The sequence below is a fragment of the Spirabiliibacterium falconis genome (genome assembly GCF_014885015.1).
Lineage (GTDB): Bacteria > Pseudomonadota > Gammaproteobacteria > Enterobacterales > Pasteurellaceae > Spirabiliibacterium > Spirabiliibacterium falconis.
In genome coordinates this window covers 17999-40554 of record NZ_JABMIJ010000001.1, presented here as the reverse complement: position 1 = coordinate 40554, position 22556 = coordinate 17999, and the positions used below count along the sequence as shown (strand labels likewise).

Genomic DNA, 22556 nt, shown 5'->3' with positions numbered 1-22556 from the left:
AACATATGAATATCAGTATCGATAATATCATTCCCATTCCTATAAGAAATCATGTTGGAGAATCACCATGCTGGGATGAAGCCCTTCAAATATGGTACTGGCTAGATCAAGCTGGAAAAATTTATAGTTACAGCCCTCAAACGCACTTGTATACAGAAATTGAGACAAAACAAAAACTAGGCAGCATGGTGTTACAACAAAATGGAAATCTCCTTGTTGCCGCTCAAGATACTATATTTACTGTAAATAAAGAAAATATGACGGATGTCCTTTCAGTTCATCACCCTCATCAGGGAATCAAATTTGCAGATGGCAAGTGTGATAGACAAGGACGATTTATTGTCTCAACAATGAATGCTGATATTCGTGAAAGAAAATCATGGGGAAATTGGTTTTCATTAAAACAATCATCAGAAGAGTATCACTTAAAACAAATTCATTCATCTCACTATATCATTCCAAATGGCTCTGCATTTAGTCCTGATGGTGAGTTATTCTATTTTTCTGAAACCGACTCACAAGATCGAAAAATATTTCAATGTCGCTATGATATTGATGATGGTGTAATAACCGACATAACACCTTATATTACATTTAAAGATAACAGTTTAGGTCGTCCAGATGGTGCAACAGTGGATGTTGACGGATGCTATTGGAGTTGCTGTTTAGATGAGGGCCTCATTCTCCGCATCACACCACAAGGGAAAATCGATAAAATAATCAAAACGCCAATGAAAAAACCAACAATGTGTATGTTTGGAGGTCGGGATTACAAGACACTATTTATCACATCACTATGTCGTGGTGAGCATGATCTATTAAATGATCCTTATGCTGGTAAGGTGCTTCTTATAGATACACATTATCAAGGCATTCCTGAAACCAGATTTAAAGAGGTGCTATAATGCAGACTACATTACCTAAACCTTATCTTATCGCAATTGACTGGGGAACATCCTCTTTTAGAGCTAGAACAATCAGTTACGAAGGCAAGATTATTGATTGTATCTCAACCAATGACGGTATTCTTAACGCCGCACCGCACTTTGAGAAAGTTCTATTTAAACACATAACACATTTACAGGGGTATTCCGATACACTTCCCATCGTTATGTCAGGCATGATTGGTTCAAAAAATGGCTGGCATGAAATCCCATATATTACATTACCTTGTGATGCCAGCACATTAGCAGCGAATATTCTTTCTATTCCTAACTCACATAATGCCAATATCATTTTAATCCCTGGCGTTTATAAAATCGGGGACGATGCAGATGTTATTCGGGGGGAGGAGACAGAAATTGTGGGTGCGATCAACGCATTAAACCTAACAGACGCTTCAATGATTATTACTGGAACGCATTCTAAAGTTGCTACCATAAAAAATGGAAAATTAGTTGACTTTAAAACATTCCTAACAGGTGAGATGTTTTATGCCCTGCGCCAATCTACTATTCTCGGGGCATTTAAAGGTGAGGTTGATAGTTATTCAATTTGGTTTAAAAAAGGTGTAGAAAAGGGCTTTCATTCTAAACATAGCGGTGAATTATTAAATCATATATTTCTTGCCAGAACGAATGTGCTGTGTGGCGATTTACCACCAGAATGTTCATTAAGTTTTTTAAGTGGAATTCTAATTGGTTCTGAAATCGGTGCATCGGATTATAAACACGACATAATATGGATAATGGGAAATGGCAAACTCCCACAAGCCTATTCTAACGCCCTACAACATTTAGGCTTTACAGTGAAAATCGTGCCTGAAAATACAGTTATTCAAGGCACACTCGCAATATTTAAACACGATCAGGAGCTATCTTATGAAAAATAAATTTGACCTTTATATTCAAGAATGTCCTATTATTGCCATATTACGTGGAATCACACCTGAAGAATGTATTGATGTTGCGAATATACTATATCAAGTGGGCATCAGAATTATTGAAGTGCCATTAAACTCCCCTTCTCCATTTGAAAGCATTGCTTTATTAAGACATCATTTCCAAAATAACGCGCTTATTGGTGCGGGTACTGTATTAAACGTTAATGATGTCATAACATTAAAAGAGATCAGTGCAGAAATCGTTATAGCGCCCAATCTTGATACCGATGTGGGGCTAAAAGCAAAACAACTCGGCATGATTTGGCTACCGGGTGTCATGACACCGTCAGAAGGATTTACTGCATTAAAATACGGCGCCGATGGCTTAAAACTTTTTCCATCAGAAATGATCACACCGCAGGTCATTAGGGCATGGAAAAGTGTTTTTCCTAAAGAGACAAAACTTATCCCTGTGGGCGGTGTGAACACTGAAAATAGTAAAATGTTTATGCGTAATGGCGCTGCTGGGCTAGGGATTGGCGGGAATATTTTTACGGCTGGCGATTCGCTAGAGGTTATCAAGCATAAAGCAACAAGCTTGATTAAATCGCTATAACACATAAACCTGGTTGTATTGTGCCGATAACCGCTCTAAGATAACGGACTTATAGCAAACTGTGCTATCCGTTCATCAACCCCAGCACATAAGGAAAACTATGCAACCTTGGAAAATTGATTGTGCAGACGAAACCGCACTTTTAAATGTCGCGCGAGCATTTGCTCAAGTTATCGGCACGCAAAATACCGCACTTTGTGTTTATTTAAATGGCAATCTAGGGGCAGGCAAAACCACATTTAGCCGTGGTGTTGTGCAGGCTCTTGGGCATAAAGGCAATGTCAAAAGTCCAACTTATACGTTAGTCGAAGAATATCCGCTTTCACCACTGAGCGTGTTTCATTTTGACTTATATCGCCTTGCTGATCCTGAAGAATTGGAATTTATGGGCATTCGTGATTATGCCCAACAACACGCCCTGTGCTTAATTGAGTGGGCACAGAAAGGGCTGGGCTTCATCCCTTCGCCTGATGTAACGTTAGATATTGCCTATCAAACACAAGGGCGTAGGCTAACCTTTACCCCACAAAATCCGCTGGGAGCACAAATTATTTGCCAATTAGCGCAAATTTTCGCACAATAAGCAGTTTTAAATATCAAGAAAAGGGACTTGGCGATTATGGGGAAATTTGCACGCGTTTATAGTGCGATTGCGCTGTTTTTTCTGTTTTGTGCCTCTGCGGTTGCTGGCACGTTAAACGGCGTTAAAGTCGTGGAAAATAACACGAACACTGAAGTGCGGTTTTCTTTTTCATTGCCAAGCAAATACAGCTATTTCAACCTGCACAAGCCTGAACGCTTAGTGATTGATTTTCAACATAGCCAGTTGGAAAATAAAGCCTTGTTGCCGCTCAACGGCAAGGGGGCTGTGAAAAAGGTACGAACCAGCCAGTCTCCTCGTAGTACGACACTGCGTGTTGTGCTGGAATTAGAAAACCAAAGTGCGGTCAAATTTGCCCAAAACGGCAAAACTATCACTGTGAGTGTGCCGAAATCAGGCAATGCCAAAAATACAAAAAACAAAAGTGCGGTCTCCCCGCCGTCAAAGCAAGCCAACCGAAACAAGACTGTAACACCACCTACACCGCCCGTTCGCCGTTCCAGTGTGCTTACCATTGCCATTGATGCAGGACATGGCGGCAAAGATCCTGGTGCAATTGGGGCAAACTCAGGCGTGCGAGAAAAGAATGTTACGCTACAAATTGCAAAAGAATTAAAGGCAATGCTTGATGCGGATCCTCGTTTTCGTAGTGTGTTAACTCGCCGAGGAGATTACTACATTTCTGTTCCAGAACGCTCAGAAATAGCACGTAAAAATAAAGCCAATTACTTGATTTCCATTCATGCCGATTCCAATATGTCTGCCAGCTTCCAAGGTGCGTCAGTGTGGGTTCTGTCGAATAAACGGGCAAATAGTGAAATGGGTCGTTGGCTAGAGGATCACGAAAAACAATCAGAATTACTCGGTGGTGCGGGCAATGTGCTTGCTTCCCATGATGAAAAATACTTAAACCAAACTGTGTTAGACTTGCAATTTGGGCATTCGCAACGGGCGGGTTATCAACTCGGGCAGTCAATTTTACGTCGCATTGGACGGGTGGCCAGTTTAAGCAAAAATCGTCCACAACACGCAAGCCTTGGCGTGTTGCGTTCGCCTGACATTCCTTCTGTGCTGGTGGAAACCGGCTTTTTATCCAATGCCCGTGAAGAGCAACTGCTTTCCACAACCGCACACCGTCGCAAAATTGCCAATGCCATTTATCAAGGTTTAATTGATTACTATAATAATAGCGGTGAGGCGGCAAATTATAAAAGTGCGGTTAGCGCACCCAATAAATCTCAAAATGCCAGCAGTGCTGAACTGCCAAGTGTGCATATCGTGCAATCTGGTGAAAGTCTGGGGCTAATCTCAATTAAATACAATATCAAATTGCGTGAATTGCGTCGTTTAAATGGCTTAAAAGACGATAATGTGCGTGTTGGGCAAAAAATTAAGTTGAAATAATCATGCCGATTCAAATCCTTCCCCCTCAACTCACAAATCAAATCGCCGCAGGTGAAGTGGTGGAACGCCCCGCTTCCGTGGTCAAAGAATTAGTCGAAAATAGCCTTGATGCTGGCGCAACGGATATTCAAATCGACATCGAACAAGGCGGTGCACAATTAATTCGTGTTCGCGACAATGGCGTGGGCATTGCGAAAGATGAACTTGCTCTTGCGCTGGCTCGCCACGCAACCAGTAAGATCAGCAATTTAGATGATCTTGAACATATCTTGAGTTTTGGTTTTCGTGGTGAAGCACTGGCGAGTATCAGCTCCGTTTCTCGTCTCACCCTTACCTCTCGCACTGCCGAGCAAAGTGCCGCATGGCAAGTATATGTGGAAGGGCGAGATATGCTTGCCACAATCAAGCCTGCCGCCCATCCTGTGGGGAGCACCGTTGAGGTAGCGAGCCTATTTTACAATACCCCTGCACGGCGCAAATTTATGCGCACCGAAAAAACAGAATTTAGCCATATTGATGAGGTCATCCGTCGCATTGCATTAGTAAAAAACAACACGAGTTTTACCTTAAGCCATAATGGTAAAACGATCCGTCAATACCCGAAAGCACAAAGCGAAGCACAAAAACGTAAACGGTTAAGTCAAATCTGTGGGGCGGAATTTGTACAGCATGCACTTGAAATCAACTGGCAACATAATGATATGCACTTATATGGTTGGGTGGCGGATACCCAATTTTTACGTAGCCAAAATGATCTCAATTATAGTTACGTCAATGGTCGTATGATGCGTGATAAAACCATTTTACACGCTATTCGCCAAGCTTACGGTGAGCACCTTGATTCGCAACTCTACCCCGCTTTTGTGCTGTTTTTGGATCTCGATCCACGTTTAGTTGATGTCAACGTGCATCCAGCAAAACACGAAGTGCGGTTTCATCAAGTGCGGTTGGTGCACGATTTTATCTATCAAGGAGTGAAAGAGGCACTAAATCAAGCAGAACAATTACCGTTGAATGCGCCTACCGCTACGCCAAATCGAGCAGCTGCAGGCGAAAATAGTTTTACTCCACGCACATACCGCCCTAACACTCAGCGAGGTGTTAGCTTGCAAGAGCGTGCACTTTATCAGCAATTACTATCAACCCCAATGGTGCAAGAACCCCAAGAGCAGTATGCACCCAAACTACAATGTGCGGTTGAAACAGAGCCTGTAACTACACCTGAGCCGAAAAGTGCGGTTTCAGTAGCGTCGAGCCATTTACGCTTATTAACGCTGTTAAGTGATAGCCAGTTATTGTTGCTTCAACGCCAACGACACGTGTTTGTATGCCAAGCCACTGCACTCGGTGCCTGTGCATTTAGATTGGATTTACAACATAATGTTGAACGCCATGCATTGCTTATTCCGCTGGTCTTGAGATTAGATAACCAGCAATTGACTCATTGGCACGCACAAGAGCCATTTTTCACCGCACTTGGTTTTGAGGTTAGTGTATATTCACAAGGGAACTCCCATCGCTTGACGATAACGGCTGTCCCTAACCCATTACGCACACATAATCTACAAGCCTGTATGTTAAGTGCATTGACAGCAAAACATACGACACAAGCAGATATGCTACAGGCCTTATGCCGCCCTATTTCGCACAAAATGACATCACTTGCTGATGCAAGCCAAGCATTAAACTGTGTGGAACGTTATGATGCCGCTGCCTTAACCGCACTTTTAATGCCTCTAGATCTCAGTCAATTTCAGGATGCGCCATGAGCCAAAAACCCCTTGCCGTGTTTTTAATGGGACCCACTGCCTCAGGCAAAACCGATCTCGCCATTCGTTTGCGTGCACATTTGCCTTTTGAACTCATTAGCGTTGACTCAGCCCTGATTTATCGCGGTATGGATATTGGTACTGCCAAACCCAATGCTGATGAGCTCGCACTTGCACCGCACCGCTTAATTGATATTAAAGATCCGAGCGAAAGCTATTCCGCGGCGGATTTCCGTGCTGATGCTCTACGCGAGATGGCAAACATCACCGCACAGGGTAAAATTCCTTTACTCGTGGGTGGCACGATGCTCTATTTTCGGGCCCTATTAGAAGGGCTTTCGCCGTTACCTGCGGCAGATAGCAAAGTGCGATCAAAGATTGAACATCTGGCACAAACACATGGTTGGGCATACTTACATCAAGAACTGGCAAAAGTCGATCCTGTGTCTGCCGCACGCATTCACCCTAACGATCCACAGCGGATCAACCGCGCGTTGGAGGTGTATTATATTTCAGGCAAAAGTTTAACCGAACTCTCACAAACTGTGGATAGCAGCCTGCCCTATACTGTCGTGCAATTTGCCATCGCCCCCACACAGCGTGATATTTTACATCAACGTATTGAGCATCGCTTTGATCTTATGCTCTCATCAGGTTTTGAGCAAGAAGTGCGGTTATTATATCAACGCGGTGATCTGCATTTAAACTTACCATCAATGCGCTGTGTAGGCTACCGCCAAATGTGGGAATATCTGCAAGGTGATTATGACTGGGACGAGATGCGCTATCGCGGAATCTGTGCCACGCGTCAATTGGCGAAACGTCAAATCACGTGGTTGCGTGGCTGGAAACATCCTATAACATGGCTTGATAGCCTACAACCTGAGCAAAATAAAAACTCTGTTTTGCAAAAACTAACACAAAGTGATAATTTACCCACGCTTTCCTAATGACTTTTGTCAAGAAAGTTGCTATATTGAGCGTGGAGACTTATTTTCGTTATTTCTCACATCATTATGTTATTTTTGAATGTAACCTATAACAATTAAGGAATTCATTATGGCAAAAGGACAATCCTTACAAGATCCTTATTTGAACTCACTTCGTCGTGAGCGCATTCCTGTTTCAATTTATTTAGTTAATGGCATCAAATTACAAGGGCAAATTGAATCATTTGACCAGTTCGTAATTTTGCTGAAAAACACCGTTAGCCAAATGGTGTATAAACACGCAATTTCAACAGTTGTACCCGCGCGTGCTATTTCACATCACAGTGGCAATGCAAATCAAGCATCAAACAACGACAGCGTTGAAAATAACTAAGGCTACCGTACTTAATGCCTGAAGTGGATAACAGGGTCAATCCTACCTTCGATATTACTGTCAGTGCGGCGAAAGGAGTACGTGAACATGAGAAAGCCATTCTCGTGCATGTATTTTTTTCACAGCAAAAAGATGTCGAAAATATTGAAGAATGCCGCCTGCTTGCAAATTCTGCTGGTGTTGATGTCGTTGATATTCTCACAACGAGCCGCTCCACGCCACAAGCGAAATATTTTGTCGGATTAGGCAAAGCGGAAGAAATTGCCGCCGCCGTCAAAACGCACGCAGCTGATGTAGTGTTAGTCAATCACACACTAAGTGCGGCACAAAACCGCAACCTTGAGCAGTTATGTGGCTGTCGCGTTATTGATCGCACCACCCTCATTTTAGATATTTTCGCCCTGCGTGCACGCTCGCACGAAGGCAAACTTCAAGTTGAACTCGCCCAGCTCAAACACATCTCTACTCGTCTTGTGCGAGGCTGGACCCACCTTGAGCGGCAAAAAGGTGGTGTGGGGCTAAGAGGCCCGGGAGAAACCCAGCTTGAAACGGATCGTCGCTTGATTAAAGTGCGGTTGAGTCAATTACAAGCAAAACTTGCAAAAGTCAGTGCACAACGCCATTTAAATCGTCGCACGCGACAAAAAGCAGAAATTCCTACCGTTTCCATTGTTGGCTACACCAATGCGGGAAAGTCAACCCTATTTAATGCCTTAACTACGGCTGAGGTATATGCCGCAGATCAACTCTTCGCGACCCTTGATCCCACCTTACGCAAGTTGGAGATCGCACAGGTCGGCACCACCATTTTAGCCGATACCGTCGGTTTTATTCGTCATCTTCCCCATGATTTGGTCGAAGCATTTAAATCCACTTTGCAGGAAACAACACAAGCCACATTGCTATTACATGTGCTTGATGCCAGTGATGAGCGACGCGAAGAAAATATTGATGCTGTGCACACTGTTTTAGAAGAAATTGGAGCCGATGATATTCCGCAGTTATTGGTATTTAACAAAATTGATCAGTGCGAAAACGTGCAGCCGCATATGGAATTTGATGCGCAAGGAAAGCCAAGTGCGGTTTATATTTCAGCACAACAACATCTTGGGCTAGATCTCTTACTTGATGCCATTCAAGCACATTTGAAAAATACGATTTTAACTCTTGAGCTCAGTTTGCCAGTATCTGCGGGGAAACTTAGACATGCCCTATACCAACAAAATGCGGTCACACGAGAACAAATCGACGACATGGGCAATTTTTTGCTTAATGTACAAATTGATAGCACGAAATGGAATCAACTGCTCGCTCACCATCCTGAACTGATGTCTTTTTTGACGCACTCATAACTGCTTTTCTTGTTTAATCCTTTCATTCATATAAAATTTGTGAACTATATCTTGTTTCACTCAATTGCTCCTTTACCCCCATACAAAAGGTTTTCATAATGCTTACAATCATATTGATAAGCTGAGCAAAAAAATCGTTTGGTGCAATGTACATAGAGGAGAACGCTATGCCGAATATTGTACTATGTCGTATTGATGAAAGGTTAATCCACGGACAAGTTGGCATACAATGGGTTGACTTTGTTGGTGCAAATTTGGTCTTGGTTGCCAACGATGAAGTTGCAGAAGATGAAATGCGACAAAATTTAATGGAAATGGTACTCGCTGATGGTATTGATGTCCGTTTTTGGTCGCTACAAAACGTCATTGATAACATCCATAAAGCGGCTGATCGCCAAAAAATTCTATTAGTATGTCAAACACCTGCTGATTGCTTACAACTTATTGAAGGTGGTGTGCCAATTACACGCATTAATGTTGGTAATATGCACTTCACAGAAGGTAAACAACACATTCACAAAACAGGTTCTGTCAACCATGAAGACATTCGAGCATTCAACAGACTTAAAGCGTTAGGTGTGGAGTGCTATGTTCAAGGCGTTCCAACAGAAGAGGCTCACGATCTATTTAAATTACTAAAATGAGTATAGAGTGTTTCTTAAGTGTTTTATCATCACGCTATCGACTGGTAAGCCAGCCGATAATTTTTGAAGGAGTCAAACATGATTAATATGATTGTACTTGGACATGGCGAGTTCGGTTCTGGGCTACAGTATGCAATGCAGCAAATTATTGGTCCACAAGAAAATATCGTCTTTTTAAATTTTCCTGAAAGCAAAAGTCCTGCGGAGCTCAAAGAAGAAATTGAAACCGCACTTAACGATATGGGGCGAGAGAACAACGTACTTTTTTGCTGTGATATTCTAGGCGGCACGCCATTTCGCACTGCGGCAACAGTTGCGCACGAATTAGATTCCGTTGATGTTATCGCTGGTACAAATTTACAAATGATCATTGAATGTGCCATGGAAAAAGACAATGTATCACTCCCTGAGCTGGTCAATTTAGCAGTTGAAAGTGGTATGCGTGGCATTGTCAAACTCAGCGATGAATTGTCGAAAAAAAGTAAGCTCGAAACAACCTGACCGACAATAGCATTTAAACGTGCGGTTAAACCGCACTTTTACCTTGAATAATCAGCGCAGGGAGCTGCGCCATAGACTGAATCTCAAATGTTGGCGTGAGTGTTGAAGATTCAAGTCGTTTAGCGTTAAGCCAGCAGCTCGCCACACCTGCATTGAATGCCCCTTGAATATCTGTTTCAAGGCTATCTCCCACCATTAAAACCGCACTTTTAGGTGGATTATTGGCACACTGCAACGCATAATCAAAAATCTCAACTTGCGGTTTTGCCACACCAACTTGCTCAGAAATCGCCACAAAGGCAAAATGGTGTGCCAATCCTGTACGCTCAAGGCGTAGTTGCTGTAACGCTGTGAAGCCATTCGTAATAATGCCCAATTGGCACCCCAACGCACGCAATGTTTCTAACATCATCACCACATTTGGCAATGGCTGACAAATTTCCGCCATTTTCAAAAGAAATTGATGGTTAAGTTCCTCTGCACTGACACGCAATTTCAACGCAATATCGGCAAAACGTGCCGTTTGCAAATGCTGTGCGCTAATTTGTCCTTGATTATATTGTGCCCATAGTGGCTTATTTAATTGCTGATATTCTGCAAAATCTTGTGCACTAAAACCTACACCATAATCTGCGAGCAATAATTGCAGCCCACGAAACGCGTCAAACGAAAACAGGGTTTCATCGGCATCAAAAAATACCCAATCATATCGCACCATTTCTCTCTCCTCTCGCATAGGTTTGCACCGCACTTTTAAGTTGCTGGCTGTCCATAATCGGTTTAATCATCTCAAATAAGTCATAGGCTTGGTGATACCGCACTTTTAAATAATGCAACCACTGCTTAATGCGAGCGATATGATAAAGTGCGGTAGTATTTGGGCTTTCAAGATCGATATAGTTCACCAGCAACGAAACCACCTCATGCCAGGTTGCCATCGGTGCTCCGTGTTTGATCACATAACTTAAATTCGGCATATTCAACGCACCACGTGCTACCATTAAGTGGGAAGAGCCCGTCATCTCAAGGCAACGCACAGCATCCTCACGATTCCAAATTTCGCCATTGGCAATGACGGGAATACGTAACCGCTGCTGAATCTCGCCAATTTTTGCCCAATCAATTTTCTCTGCCCGATAGCCATCACGTTTCGTACGTCCATGTACCGCAATTTCATCTGCGCCACCACATGCAACAGCATCTGCAATCTCAAACGCATAAGCACTGCTATCCCACCCTAACCGCACTTTAACACTAACACAGTGCGATGCACCAAGTGCTTGCCGAATAGCAAGTGTGGCACGATAAATCAATTCAGGATCTTTTAATAAACTTGCACCACCACAATTGCCATTAACCGTTTTCGACGGGCAACCACAATTAAGATCGATGCCATGAGAGCCCAGCCTAACTGCCAATGCGGCATTTTCCGCTAGATACTGTGGCGATTGTCCCAATAATTGCACACGCACGGGGGTGCCTGAGGCGGTATAGCCTTGATTTTTCAGTTCTGGGCATAAGCGGTAAAAGGCTTTCGCTGGTAAGCGTTGTTCGACCACCCGAACAAATTCCGACACGCATAAATCATAGCAATTCACACGAGTTAGCACATCTCGCATAAGGGGGTCAAGCACCCCCTGCATTGGCGCGAGAATCAACTTGATGTTACGCATGGTGTTTAACATAAAAAAGACAAAGTGCGGTCAGAGCCCCCAGTGTGTCGGCAAGCATATCTTTTTGTGCGTCCCATTCATCACCTTGACTGCCTAAAAATGCTACCCCTTCATCACCGCCTGCTATTACCGCATATTGCCATTCGATCAGTTCATAGCTTGCCGCCAAGCTCATAATAAAAAAGAGCCCAAACAGCATCGCTAACGTGCGGTTACACGCACGATGACGCAGTAAAATTTCCGCCACAGGATAAGCATAAAATCCGATCGCAAAATGCGCCACACGATCAAAATGATTGCGCCCCTCACCTAACCACGGGCTTAACATCGCATTACCCCATGCAAAGGGAACACGTTCAAACGTGTAGTGTGCGCCGATCGTATGCATGATAAGCCAGATACTCATTAAAACATAAGCAGTTTGGCTAAATTGAAATTTGGGATACGTGAATAGCAATAGTGCGAAGACGCCAATAATCGGCAACGCTTCAGCATACCACACAGCGCGCGAATAAGGTGCTATCGCAGACCAAATCAACAATATTGAAATAAGCCCACACAACAGGGCGGGCACATAATGTGGTGTGAGCGAGCGCATTATTTCCAGCCTTTGGCTTTACAAATCATATCGTAAGCGGCTTGAATTTTCTGTGCTTTTTCCTTAGCGATTTCCATCATTTCAGGCGGCAGCCCTTTGGCGACCAATTTGTCGGGATGATATTCATTCATTAATTTACGGTAAGCCCGCTTAACGGTGGTTTTATCGTCATTTTCACTCACCCCTAAAACTTGATAAGCGGAATGTAAGCTACTTTGGCTGGTGTAACTCGCCCCTCCTTGCTCTTGGTATTCATAGCCCCCTTGGTTTTGGCTACGTTGCTGATAACCACCACTGGTGAAGTTTTGCGCTGCAAAAATCATCGCCATCATTTGCTCAAATTGCATTTGGCTCAAGCCGAGTTCTTGGGCAATAACCGCTAGCAACTCACGCTCTGCCGTTTCAAGTTGCCCATCTAAAAGTGCGGTCTGAATTTGAATATCCAGAAACATCCGCAATAAATCAGGTCGCTGCCCACAACTTTGACGAAACTCGCGGATGACTTGACGTACAGGAAAATCACTTTGTTTTCCCTGATTAAACGCCTCTTGTGCCATTTTGCGCCCATTGCTGTCCAAATTAAGGCGATTCATCAATGCCTGCGCCATTTGAATGTCTTCTTCCGTCACTCGCCCTTTAGATTTACTCAAATGTCCCATGACCGCAAATGTCGTCTGTAAAAATAGCTGTTGGCGCGTCAATTTTCGACTAAAAATACTCGAACTAACGGATCCCAACTCATAGAGTTTTTTGTCAGCCATATGCCCTAAAATGACACCCAAAATGGCACCAAAAAAACCACCGTAACGGTAGCCTAGAATAAAGCCTAAAATTTTTCCGATAAAATTCATTTCGATTCCTTGTTGACCGCACTTTATACTAACGATAAAAAGTGTTGACAGTATAACAAAAGTGCGGTTTAAAGCCCAAAGAAAAAGGCAGCCAACGCTGCCTTATACCTACACATTTCCTGTTACGCGTTATCGTTTAGCAATACGGCATCAAGAGCAATTTCAATCATTTCATTAAACGTTAATTGACGTTCCTCTGCGCTGGTTTGCTCACCTGTGCGAATATGATCTGATACAGTACAGATTGTTAATGCTTTTGCACCGTATTCCGCCGCCACGCCGTAGATGCCAGCCGCTTCCATTTCAACCCCTAAAATGCCATATTTTTCCATATAATCAAACATTTCAGCATCTGGCGTATAGAAGAGATCCGCTGAGAACAGATTCCCGACACGCACATTCACACCGCGTGCGCGCGCCGCTTGAACCGCACTTTCAACCAGTGAGTAGTCTGCAATCGCAGCAAAATCATTATCTTTAAAACGGATACGGTTGACCTTGGAATCAGTACATGCCCCCATCCCAATGACGACATCACGCAATTTTACATCTTCTTTCACTGCGCCACATGAACCCACGCGAATGATTTTTTTCACGCCATAATCTTTGATCAATTCGGTCGCATAAATTGAGCACGATGGAATCCCCATGCCATGCCCCATAACGGATACTTTACGCCCTTTATAAGTCCCTGTAAAACCCAGCATATTACGAACATTCGTTACCTGCTCTGGGTTTTCTAAAAATGTTTCTGCAATGTACTTAGCGCGTAGCGGATCGCCTGGCATTAATACAACATCAGCGAATGCACCATCTTTTGCGTTAATATGTGGAGTTGCCATAATTTATCCTTATTTTTCTTGTTTAAAATCAATAATGGTTTTACCGTAATCCATTGGGCTTAGGTCAAAATAATTGGCTAATGTTTGCCCTACATCGGAAAATGTCTCACGTTTACCTAAAAATGTTTTTGGCACATCACTGCCATACATCAACACAGGGATATGCTCACGAGTGTGATCTGTGCCATGCCAAGTTGGATCACAACCGTGATCGGCGGTAATAATTAATAAATCCCCTTCCTCAACCAATTTGAGTACTTCTGGCAAACGAGAATCAAAATACTCTAATGCTTGTGCGTAACCAGCAACATCACGGCGATGACCATAGTCAGAATCAAAATTGACAAAATTCGGGAACACAATGGTGTTATCGCCAGCTGCTTTAATTTCAGCAACTGTTTTATCAAAAATCTCTTCTATCCCTGTCGCTTTAATTTTACGAGTAATACCCGTGTGAGCATAAATGTCGGCAATTTTACCGATAGAGACGACATCACCGCCTTTCTCATCGACCAATTTTTGTAATACCGTTGCTGAAGGTGGCTCAATAGAGTAATCATGACGATTACCTGTGCGTTGGAAATTGCCAGCACGCTCCCCCACAAATGGACGGGCAATAACACGTCCGATGTTATAGCCTTCGAGCTCTTCACGCACGATATGGCATAGCTCATAGAGTTTTTCAAGGCCGTAGGTTTCCTCATGGCAAGCAATTTGGAATACAGAATCGGCGGACGTATAGAAAATCGGTTTGCCCGTTTTCATATGTTCCTCACCCAATTCATCTAAAATGACAGTCCCTGATGAATGGCAATTCCCCAGATAGCCCGGTATGCCTGATTTTTCGACAATACGATCAAGCAGTTCTTGGGGGAAGCTGTTTTGATGATCTTTAAAATAGCCCCACTCAAATAATACGGGTACGCCTGCGATTTCCCAATGCCCTGATGGCGTATCTTTACCAGAGGAAATTTCTTTCGCATAGGCATAACCACCTATAATATCACTGTCTGCGTCCATCCCCGCAGGAACATTACCCGCGGATTCTTTTGCCGCTAATGCTAAACCTAATTTCGTTAAATTTGGCAAACTTAATGGCCCTTGACGGTGTTCATTATCTGCCTTACCTTCAGCACACAGTTGTGCAATATGACCCAATGTATTTGCGCCTGCATCACCGAATTTATCCGCATCATCAGCCGCACCGATTCCAAAGGAATCCATCATTAAAATAAATGCTCTTTTCATTATTTTTCTCCTAGCGTAGTCTAACGCAAAGCACGTTGCCTATTAATACGAGCTATCCGATTTAGACAACGAATCGACGCCTAAAGTTCGCAACAGCGCATTAAGTAGCCCTGATGCACCAAAGCGGAAATGTGAAGCGTCCAGCCATTTCTCGCCTAAAATCTCTGCAGCAAGCTGTAAATAATATTGCGCCTCTTCGCTTGTACGCACACCACCTGCTGCCTTAAATCCCACTCTGTCTTCCACACCCATTTCTTTAATGGTGCTTAACATCACACGCGCTGCCTCTGGTGTCGCATTCACGCTCACTTTTCCTGTTGATGTTTTAATAAAATCAGCTCCCGCGCGAATGGCAATTTCTGATGCCTTTTTAATCAATTCAGGTGTTTTCAACTCACCTGTCTCGATGATGACTTTTAATGTCACGCCTGCATCTGCGCAGACTTTTTTACACTCTTGCACCAAGACAAAACCGCACTTTTCATCACCGTCCATCAACGTGCGGTATGGAAAAACAACATCCACTTCATCTGCGCCTGCTTGCACCGCACTTGCCGTTTCCGCCACCGCGTTGGCAACATCGCTATTTCCATGAGGAAAGTTTGTGACCGTTGCAATTTTGACCTGTTCTAAGCCCAACTTTGCCAGCGTTTCTCGCACAAGCGGCACAAATTGTGGATAAACACATAAGGCGGCAGGCGTACCTTTCGGCGTGTTTGCTTGATGACAAAGTGCGGTTATGCTCGCATCTGTGTCATCATCATGTAAACTGGTTAAATCCATTAATGACAGTGCTAATTCGGCAGCACCTGGCAGGGATTGTAAATTCGACATGGTAGCCTCTCTTTTTTATTATTGTAAAAAGTAACACCACGGCAAGCCGTGGTGTATTGGTGCATAAACTTAACCGAGGACAACCGCACCTGTCAAGCCGATGAATAGACCTGCAATTGTTGCACTCATTAAATTAGATAATGATCCTGCGATTACCGCACGAATACCCAAGCGTGCAATGTCGCTACGACGGTTTGGTGCCATGGTACCTAAACCACCGATTAAGATCGCAATAGAACTAAAGTTAGCAAAACCACATAATGCGAATGTAATAATGGCTTTGGTTTTTTCATCTAACACCATTGGGGCGTTTTCTCCTAAATAGCGTGCAAAATCAACATAGGCCACAAATTCATTAATGACTAGTTTTTGACCTATCATAGCACCCGCTACTTCAGATTGCTCCCATGGTACCCCGATCACCCATGCCAATGGACGGAAAATCCAACCGAGAATTGTTTGAAGATTTAAATCACCATAGCCAAACCAGCCGCCCACACCGCCGATGATACCATTAAGCATTGCAATTAATGCAATAAATGCCAGCAACATCGCACCGATATTAAGTGCTAATTGCATACCCGATGATGCGCCCATTGCCGCAGCATCAAGCACATTTGCTGGTTTTTCCGCTTTATCATCAATATGCAACGAATCATCAACATGCTGCGTTTGTGGGTATAAAATTTTTGCAAATAATAATCCGCCTGGTGCTGCCATAAAGGACGCTGCGATCAAATAAGGAAGAGGTACCCCCATTTGTGCATAACCAATCATCACCGCACCCGCAATTGAGGCGACTCCACCACACATAATGGCGAATAGCTCAGACTCTGTCATAGTTGCAAGGTATGGACGCACTAATAATGGTGCTTCAGTCTGCCCTACGAAAATATTGGCCGCAGCTGACATTGATTCTGTTTTTGAAGTATTAAGCACTTTTTGCAAAAATCCACCAATGAGGCGAATTACAAGTTGCATAATGCCAAGATAATATAAAACAGAGATTAATGAAGCGAAGAAAACAATCGTTGGCAACACACGCAATGCGAACACAAAGCCGCCGCCCCCAAATACTTCAAACATTTTATCGCTCACTAACCCGCCGAATAAAAAATTAATCCCATCGTTACCGTAGTTGATAACTTTATTGACGGCTTCAGAGGCTGCGAGCAATGCTTGACGACCTGGTGGCACATAGAGCACCAGCGCACCAACGCAGAATTGAATTAAAAATGCACCAATTACTGTGCGAATATTGATGGCACGGCGATTATTTGAAAAAATTACCGCAATCCCAATCAAAACAACAATACCGAGAATGCTCATTAACGAGTCCATACATTACCTCTAAAATGAAAAAAGAATGTTATTGATTATGACGTATTTTCAAAAAAAATCTTATAAAAACTAACAAAAAGCGATCAAAGTCAAACTAACCACCGACTTTTTAGCCTAAGTGCGGTTTTTTCAGCCAGATAGTTAATAAATCGTGACCACATTATCTACTGCACACTGTTTGGCAAATTCTGCCAACGCATCAACCTCCTCTTTTGTTGGGATAAAGGGCGCAAGTCCTGTGGCATCACGCACGCCTTTATTGTGAACACGGATTATTTTAAACTGCACATCAGGGTAATCTTTTAATAAACCACACACCGAGTGCACCAGCGTTTTGGCATCATAAAACCCATTAATCAATACCAACCGCACTTCTTCTATTTTTCCCATTGGCAATAAGCATTCCAAATTATGCATATTGCGTGTGAGATTTTTTGTTTTGATATGCGCACGAATCCCTTCCATTGGGGTTGACCGCACTTTACCTTGCCGATTTTGCCGATCAAAGCACAATTGTTGCAATCCCAGCCCACTGCCTTTAATATCAAACAAAAATTTGTCTGTCAGGGCAATCAACTCACTCATTGCCTCAACATCAAAAAAGCCTGAAGTATCCAAATAACATGTTAGCCCAAGCTCATGCAACGCCTGAAATAAGGGCACCAATTTACGATGATGAATCGTGGGCTCACCGCCTGAAATCGTGACGCCACGAATAAATGGCATCGCCTGTTTCACTTCATCCACTAAATACTGCAAACTCACTAATTTTGCGTCAGGATTATGCCGTGCAATAGTTTCTGGATTATGACAATACAAGCAATTCAATTTGCACCCTTGCAAAAAAATGCTCGTACGATTGCCTTTGCCTTCCACATTGGAAAACGGAATAATGCGGTGCAAGGGTACATAAATCTCATTGAGTGATAAAAGTGCGGTCTGACCGCACTTTCTCGTTCTATCAACACGCATTATGCCGCATTCACATCATGTTCATCACGCAACTGGCGATCAAACACATCGGCACATTCGTCTGTGCCTGAGCCATACCATGTGGTATCACGCAATACGGCTTCCCCTTTTCTAAACCGTTCGACTTCACTTTTCTTCACCAGATAACCCGTGACCCGAATCAAATCGGTGTTTTTCAAATAGGTGGTAATGTAACGATAATCCGATGCAAACGCACCATCAATAATATCCACCACCGCATCAAGGTGATCGACATAGGTCTGATCGAACGCAAACAGATCGCCCGTACCCGATGGGAAATACTGATGAAATGGTGCGGATTGTTTCAAATGCGCCAAGAGTGTTGGTTCTTGCCCCACTTTAATACGGTGGGCTGGCGTATTGGCTTTGTCTTCCTCATGGCAACTTGCCCCCACTTGCGCATGCAATAAATAGTGATTATTAGTGCGCTCTACATAGAGCCCTTGATGTGCCTGATTAACTTCATCAAGTTTTTGCATAATAGCGGTGGCAATTTCATCACCGCGCACACTCTGCCCAAAGGTTTCATTAATGCCTTCTTTGGCAAGCAAATGGTTCGTTGCATCCGCCAGCCCCACAATGGCAATCATGCTGGTGAAATTTTCACGCCGAATAAAGCCTTCTTTGACCAAAAAGGATGTGCTGAAAAAGTTGGCTTCTTCAACTAAAAAGCGGTGGCGTTTATCCATAGTAGATAATGCCATTTTCGCGACACGCGGCAGTAAATCATTAACCATCTGATCAACACTGTCGCACGCACGAGCAATAGTGCCTAAACGCAGACGGGTTAAGGTATAGGCGCCACCGCACTCTGGTAATGCGTTATAACAGCTGGCAATCCCATAGTGTTCACCCAGATCATCACGATAATAGGCATCGTTAGCAAATGAAGGTTTTGATACTAACAAACATGCTTTCGCCGCAAGCTCTGCAAACTCTCGGCTGGTTTTAGTTTTGTCATAACGAATAGACATATTCGGTGTCGTATTTTCAAGCTCAATCACAGCTTGCAAAATTAACCGCCCTGCTCGTGTATCATACGGTCCAATATTGGCATGGCAGAACGAATCGGGGATGGTTTTATCAATATGATTTAAAAAGCGTTTAATTTTAATGTAATCCGTTTTTTCATCGGTAATAAATGGCTCAAGCAGCTCATCTAATCGCCCGATATAGACAGGATACGTGGTAATCGACGGCACATTGGCGTATAAAATCAGTAACCCATCAAGCACATCGTCGAGTGTTTGTGGCACGGGTAATTCTAAAAACTCGCAACCTTTTTGAATATACACCGAATAATCAGGCAAAATATAGCGTGGGCGATAAATCGCATAGCCCTCATTGAGATCGCAAATCATCTGATTTTGAATGTGCTGCCACTCTTCTTCGGTATAATGTAACAATTCTCGCGGGTCAAATAACCGCTCCGCAATATTGCCTAAACACATCAATTTTTGCTGTGTGGTCAGATTTTCGGCTTTAACTGTCTCTAAAATATCTTGTAATGTTGCAAGCATTGCCACCCCCTGAAAAAATGTGATCAGTGAATCTTATCGAAATGAAAATTTAAGAACAATTAGATTTTCGCAAATAAATATATGAAGATTAAATTTTGCGAGCTTTCTCACATTTTTGGCACAAAAAAGTAAAAGTGCGGTTCGGTTATTTTTAATACCTAAAAAATAATAAAAACAATGCTTGCATCACAGCACATTTTTCAGTATTGTTATTGCCATTATATAGGAGCTTTACATGAATTTTGTTCGTACCACTCATCATCACCATCATTTCCCTGATTAATCTTTCAGGCGTTTGGTGTTGCTTGGAAGATAACTTCCGAGTGATGTACGACATGGTCAATCTAACCCCTCGGAAGGACACTTTCGAGGGGTTTATTTTTGCTAATTTTAAATGAATGATAAAAGAAAGGATAATACGATGTCAGACAAAAAACGTTTACGCATTGCGATGCAAAAATCAGGTCGTCTAAGCCGCGACTCGCAAGAGTTATTAAAACGTTGCGGGGTAAAAATCAACCTCAATGAGCAACGCCTGATTGCCTATGCCGAAAATATGCCCATTGATATTCTGCGGGTACGCGATGACGATATTCCAGGGCTTGTATTTGATGGCGTAGTTGACCTTGGCATTATCGGTGAGAATGTATTAGAAGAAGAGGAGCTGACTCGCTTAAATTCGGGTGAAGACGTGAAATACCACATGCTACGCCGTCTTGACTTTGGTGATTGTCGCTTATCGCTAGCCGTACCTAATGATGCACAATACAATGGCGAAAAATCCCTAAACAATATGCGTATCGCCACCTCTTATCCACAACTGCTTAAACGCTTTATGGCAGAGCAAAACATCACATTCAAAAGTTGCTTGCTCAATGGCTCTGTTGAAGTTGCGCCTCGTGCAGGGTTGGCTGATGCCATTTGTGATTTGGTCTCCACAGGAGCAACATTAGAAGCCAATGGGTTGCGTGAGGTAGAGGTCATTTATCGTTCCAAAGCCTGCCTAATTCAACGCGATGGCACGCTAGAAGGCGAAAAGCAAGCACTGGTGGATAAACTCCTCACCCGTATGCAAGGGGTCATTCAAGCGCGTGAATCCAAATACATTATGCTACATGCACCCAAAGTGCGGTTAGAAGAGGTAGTAGCATTATTACCTGGCGTAGAAAACCCAACGATTATCCCGCTTGCGCACGACGACGAACGTGTAGCACTGCATATGGTAAGCCAAGAAACGTTATTTTGGGAAACGATGGAGCAGTTAAAAAATATCGGCGCAAGTTCAATTCTGGTATTGCCAATTGAAAAAATGATGGAGTAAATCATGCAAATTTTAAAATGGAATGAACTCAATAAAGCAGAACAGCAAGACGCACTGATTCGCCCTGCCATGTCCGCCTCCAGTAATATCCAAAGTGCGGTTGGCACAATCATGGCGTTAGTACGAGAGCAAGGCGATAAAGCATTACTCTCCTTAACTGAAAAATTCGACAAAGAATTGCTGGAAAGTGTCATTGTCAGCCAGTCTGACATTGATGCTGCGTGCGAACGTGTCAGCGTTGAATTAAAAGCCGCTATTCAAAATGCGTATGATAATATTCGCACGTTTCATCAAGCACAAACGATGCCCACCGTTGATGTCGAGACCCAAGCTGGCGTGCGTTGTCAGGTGCTAACACGCCCAATAAATCGAGTAGGTCTTTATATTCCTGGTGGTAGTGCACCGCTCTTTTCCACTGTGCTCATGCTGGCGATTCCAGCCAAAATTGCAGGTTGTCAAAAAATCGTGCTCTGCTCGCCTCCACCTATTGCCGATGAAATTCTCTATTGTGCCAAACTCTGCGGCGTTGAAACGGTGTATGCTGTGGGTGGTGCACAAGCAATTGTCGCCATGGCATTTGGCACGGAAAGCGTGGCGAAAGTGGATAAAATTTTCGGCCCTGGCAATGCTTATGTAACCGAAGCAAAACGCCAAGTCAGCCAAATGCCAGGCGGTGCCGCAATTGATATGCAAGCGGGGCCATCTGAGGTGTTAGTCATTGCCGATGACATGGCCGACCCCGATTTTGTCGCCTCAGATTTACTTTCTCAAGCTGAACACGGCGCAGATTCGCAAGTCATGCTAGTTACCACCAGTGAAAGTTTCGCACTCGAAGTGGATTTAGCACTAGAAAGCCAGCTCTCCACATTACCGCGTGCAGAAACAGCACGTAAAGCACTTGAACATAGCCGTACCATTATCGCAAGCGATCTCGCCCAATGTGTGGAGATCAGCAATGCTTACGCACCCGAACACTTAATCGTACAAATTGACAACGCACGCAACCTCTTGCCACTATTAGATAACGCAGGCTCAATTTTCTTAGGTGCCTATTCCCCTGAAAGCATGGGCGATTATGCCAGCGGCACCAACCACGTGCTGCCAACCTATGGTTATTCACGCACCAGCTCCAGTTTAGGCTTAGCGGATTTTTCTAAACGCATGACCGTGCAAGAACTCACACCACAAGGGTTTAAAGATTTAGCCAAAACAGTGGAACTCATGGCCAGTGCCGAACAGCTTGAGGCGCACAAAAATGCCGTGAGCATTCGCTTAAAATCATTAAAAGATAAATAGGATTTCT

The 22556-nt window shown here is 43.5% G+C and carries 22 protein-coding genes, 2 pseudogenes and 1 other annotated feature; of the genes and pseudogenes, 14 read left to right on the top strand and 10 right to left on the bottom strand.

Annotated elements, in window-relative coordinates; genetic code table 11:
• Positions 1 to 5 precede the first annotated feature (5 nt).
• The 12 genes and pseudogenes from HPC40_RS00240 to agaF all read left to right on the top strand — a co-directional run bounded on the left by HPC40_RS00240 (position 6) and on the right by agaF (position 10032).
• Entirely contained in the window at positions 6 to 905 is a 900-nt protein-coding gene (locus HPC40_RS00240; RefSeq protein WP_208117469.1) for an SMP-30/gluconolactonase/LRE family protein, read from the top strand.
• Complete coding sequence (locus HPC40_RS00235) at positions 905 to 1831, top strand: 2-dehydro-3-deoxygalactonokinase (protein WP_208117468.1); 927 nt, start codon at positions 905 to 907, stop codon at positions 1829 to 1831. Before HPC40_RS00240 ends, HPC40_RS00235 begins: the two co-directional genes overlap by 1 nt.
• Positions 1821 to 2438 carry a 2-dehydro-3-deoxy-6-phosphogalactonate aldolase gene (locus HPC40_RS00230; protein WP_208117467.1) on the top strand — a complete coding sequence of 206 codons (618 nt, stop codon included), beginning with the start codon at positions 1821 to 1823 and terminating at the stop codon, positions 2436 to 2438. The genes HPC40_RS00235 and HPC40_RS00230 overlap by 11 nt, the downstream gene beginning before the upstream one ends.
• Positions 2439 to 2538: 100 nt before the next feature.
• Entirely contained in the window at positions 2539 to 3021 is a 483-nt protein-coding gene (tsaE, locus tag HPC40_RS00225) for a tRNA (adenosine(37)-N6)-threonylcarbamoyltransferase complex ATPase subunit type 1 TsaE (RefSeq protein ID WP_208117466.1), read from the top strand.
• A gap of 36 nt (positions 3022 to 3057) precedes the next feature.
• A pseudogene (locus HPC40_RS09375) lies at positions 3058 to 3411 on the top strand (AMIN domain-containing protein); the annotation flags it as partial.
• Between the two features lie 132 nt (positions 3412 to 3543).
• A pseudogene (locus HPC40_RS09370) lies at positions 3544 to 4437 on the top strand (N-acetylmuramoyl-L-alanine amidase); the annotation flags it as partial.
• Positions 4438 to 4445: 8 nt separating this feature from the next.
• Positions 4446 to 6212, top strand: a complete 1767-nt coding sequence (gene mutL, locus HPC40_RS00215) for a DNA mismatch repair endonuclease MutL (RefSeq protein WP_208117464.1) — start codon at positions 4446 to 4448, stop codon at positions 6210 to 6212.
• A complete protein-coding gene (gene miaA / locus HPC40_RS00210) occupies positions 6209 to 7162 on the top strand; it encodes a tRNA (adenosine(37)-N6)-dimethylallyltransferase MiaA (protein WP_208117463.1) in 954 nt (317 codons plus the stop codon). The genes mutL and miaA overlap by 4 nt, the downstream gene beginning before the upstream one ends.
• Positions 7163 to 7271: 109 nt before the next feature.
• On the top strand, positions 7272 to 7535 hold the full coding sequence (hfq, locus tag HPC40_RS00205) for an RNA chaperone Hfq (protein WP_208117462.1): 264 nt from the start codon (positions 7272 to 7274) through the stop codon (positions 7533 to 7535).
• Positions 7536 to 7549: 14 nt separating this feature from the next.
• The gene (hflX, locus tag HPC40_RS00200; protein ID WP_208117461.1) at positions 7550 to 8887 is read left to right on the top strand and encodes a ribosome rescue GTPase HflX; all 1338 of its coding nucleotides are present in this window, start codon (positions 7550 to 7552) and stop codon (positions 8885 to 8887) included.
• A gap of 167 nt (positions 8888 to 9054) precedes the next feature.
• Positions 9055 to 9531, top strand: a complete 477-nt coding sequence (gene agaV, locus HPC40_RS00195) for a PTS N-acetylgalactosamine transporter subunit IIB (protein WP_208117460.1) — start codon at positions 9055 to 9057, stop codon at positions 9529 to 9531.
• A 78-nt stretch (positions 9532 to 9609) separates the two neighbouring features.
• The gene (gene agaF, locus HPC40_RS00190; protein WP_208117459.1) at positions 9610 to 10032 is read left to right on the top strand and encodes a PTS galactosamine/N-acetylgalactosamine transporter subunit IIA; all 423 of its coding nucleotides are present in this window, start codon (positions 9610 to 9612) and stop codon (positions 10030 to 10032) included.
• Positions 10033 to 10057: 25 nt separating this feature from the next.
• On the opposite strand, the gene yjjG is transcribed toward agaF, so the two are convergent.
• From yjjG to HPC40_RS00140, 10 genes are all read right to left on the bottom strand, one after another.
• Positions 10058 to 10750 (bottom strand): pyrimidine 5'-nucleotidase, encoded by a 693-nt coding sequence (gene yjjG / locus HPC40_RS00185; RefSeq protein WP_235972244.1) that lies wholly within the window; start codon positions 10748 to 10750, stop codon positions 10058 to 10060.
• Positions 10737 to 11717 carry a tRNA dihydrouridine(16) synthase DusC gene (dusC, locus tag HPC40_RS00180; RefSeq protein WP_208117458.1) on the bottom strand — a complete coding sequence of 327 codons (981 nt, stop codon included), beginning with the start codon at positions 11715 to 11717 and terminating at the stop codon, positions 10737 to 10739. The genes yjjG and dusC overlap by 14 nt, the downstream gene beginning before the upstream one ends.
• The gene (locus HPC40_RS00175; protein WP_208117457.1) at positions 11698 to 12303 is read right to left on the bottom strand and encodes a DUF2238 domain-containing protein; all 606 of its coding nucleotides are present in this window, start codon (positions 12301 to 12303) and stop codon (positions 11698 to 11700) included. Before HPC40_RS00175 ends, dusC begins: the two co-directional genes overlap by 20 nt.
• Positions 12303 to 13154: a co-chaperone DjlA gene (djlA, locus tag HPC40_RS00170; protein WP_208117456.1), complete on the bottom strand. Its 852-nt coding sequence runs from the start codon at positions 13152 to 13154 to the stop codon at positions 12303 to 12305. Before djlA ends, HPC40_RS00175 begins: the two co-directional genes overlap by 1 nt.
• 122 nt (positions 13155 to 13276) lie before the next feature.
• On the bottom strand, positions 13277 to 13996 hold the full coding sequence (deoD, locus tag HPC40_RS00165; protein WP_208117455.1) for a purine-nucleoside phosphorylase: 720 nt from the start codon (positions 13994 to 13996) through the stop codon (positions 13277 to 13279).
• A 9-nt stretch (positions 13997 to 14005) separates the two neighbouring features.
• A complete protein-coding gene (deoB, locus tag HPC40_RS00160; RefSeq protein WP_208117454.1) occupies positions 14006 to 15244 on the bottom strand; it encodes a phosphopentomutase in 1239 nt (412 codons plus the stop codon).
• A 42-nt stretch (positions 15245 to 15286) separates the two neighbouring features.
• A complete protein-coding gene (gene deoC / locus HPC40_RS00155; protein ID WP_208117453.1) occupies positions 15287 to 16078 on the bottom strand; it encodes a deoxyribose-phosphate aldolase in 792 nt (263 codons plus the stop codon).
• A gap of 69 nt (positions 16079 to 16147) precedes the next feature.
• On the bottom strand, positions 16148 to 17419 hold the full coding sequence (locus tag HPC40_RS00150) for a NupC/NupG family nucleoside CNT transporter (RefSeq protein WP_208117452.1): 1272 nt from the start codon (positions 17417 to 17419) through the stop codon (positions 16148 to 16150).
• A 141-nt stretch (positions 17420 to 17560) separates the two neighbouring features.
• A complete protein-coding gene (locus tag HPC40_RS00145; protein WP_208117451.1) occupies positions 17561 to 18391 on the bottom strand; it encodes a radical SAM protein in 831 nt (276 codons plus the stop codon).
• Entirely contained in the window at positions 18391 to 19932 is a 1542-nt protein-coding gene (locus HPC40_RS00140) for a YjjI family glycine radical enzyme (RefSeq protein ID WP_208117450.1), read from the bottom strand. The genes HPC40_RS00145 and HPC40_RS00140 overlap by 1 nt, the downstream gene beginning before the upstream one ends.
• Positions 19933 to 20190: 258 nt before the next feature.
• Positions 20191 to 20314 (top strand) — a sequence feature (His leader region).
• A gap of 39 nt (positions 20315 to 20353) precedes the next feature.
• On the opposite strand from HPC40_RS00140, the gene hisG reads away from it, so the two are divergent.
• Both hisG and hisD read left to right on the top strand, forming a co-directional pair.
• Positions 20354 to 21253 carry an ATP phosphoribosyltransferase gene (hisG, locus tag HPC40_RS00135; protein WP_208117449.1) on the top strand — a complete coding sequence of 300 codons (900 nt, stop codon included), beginning with the start codon at positions 20354 to 20356 and terminating at the stop codon, positions 21251 to 21253.
• 3 nt (positions 21254 to 21256) lie between these two features.
• On the top strand, positions 21257 to 22549 hold the full coding sequence (gene hisD, locus HPC40_RS00130) for a histidinol dehydrogenase (protein WP_208117448.1): 1293 nt from the start codon (positions 21257 to 21259) through the stop codon (positions 22547 to 22549).
• The last annotated feature ends 7 nt before the right edge of the window (positions 22550 to 22556 follow it).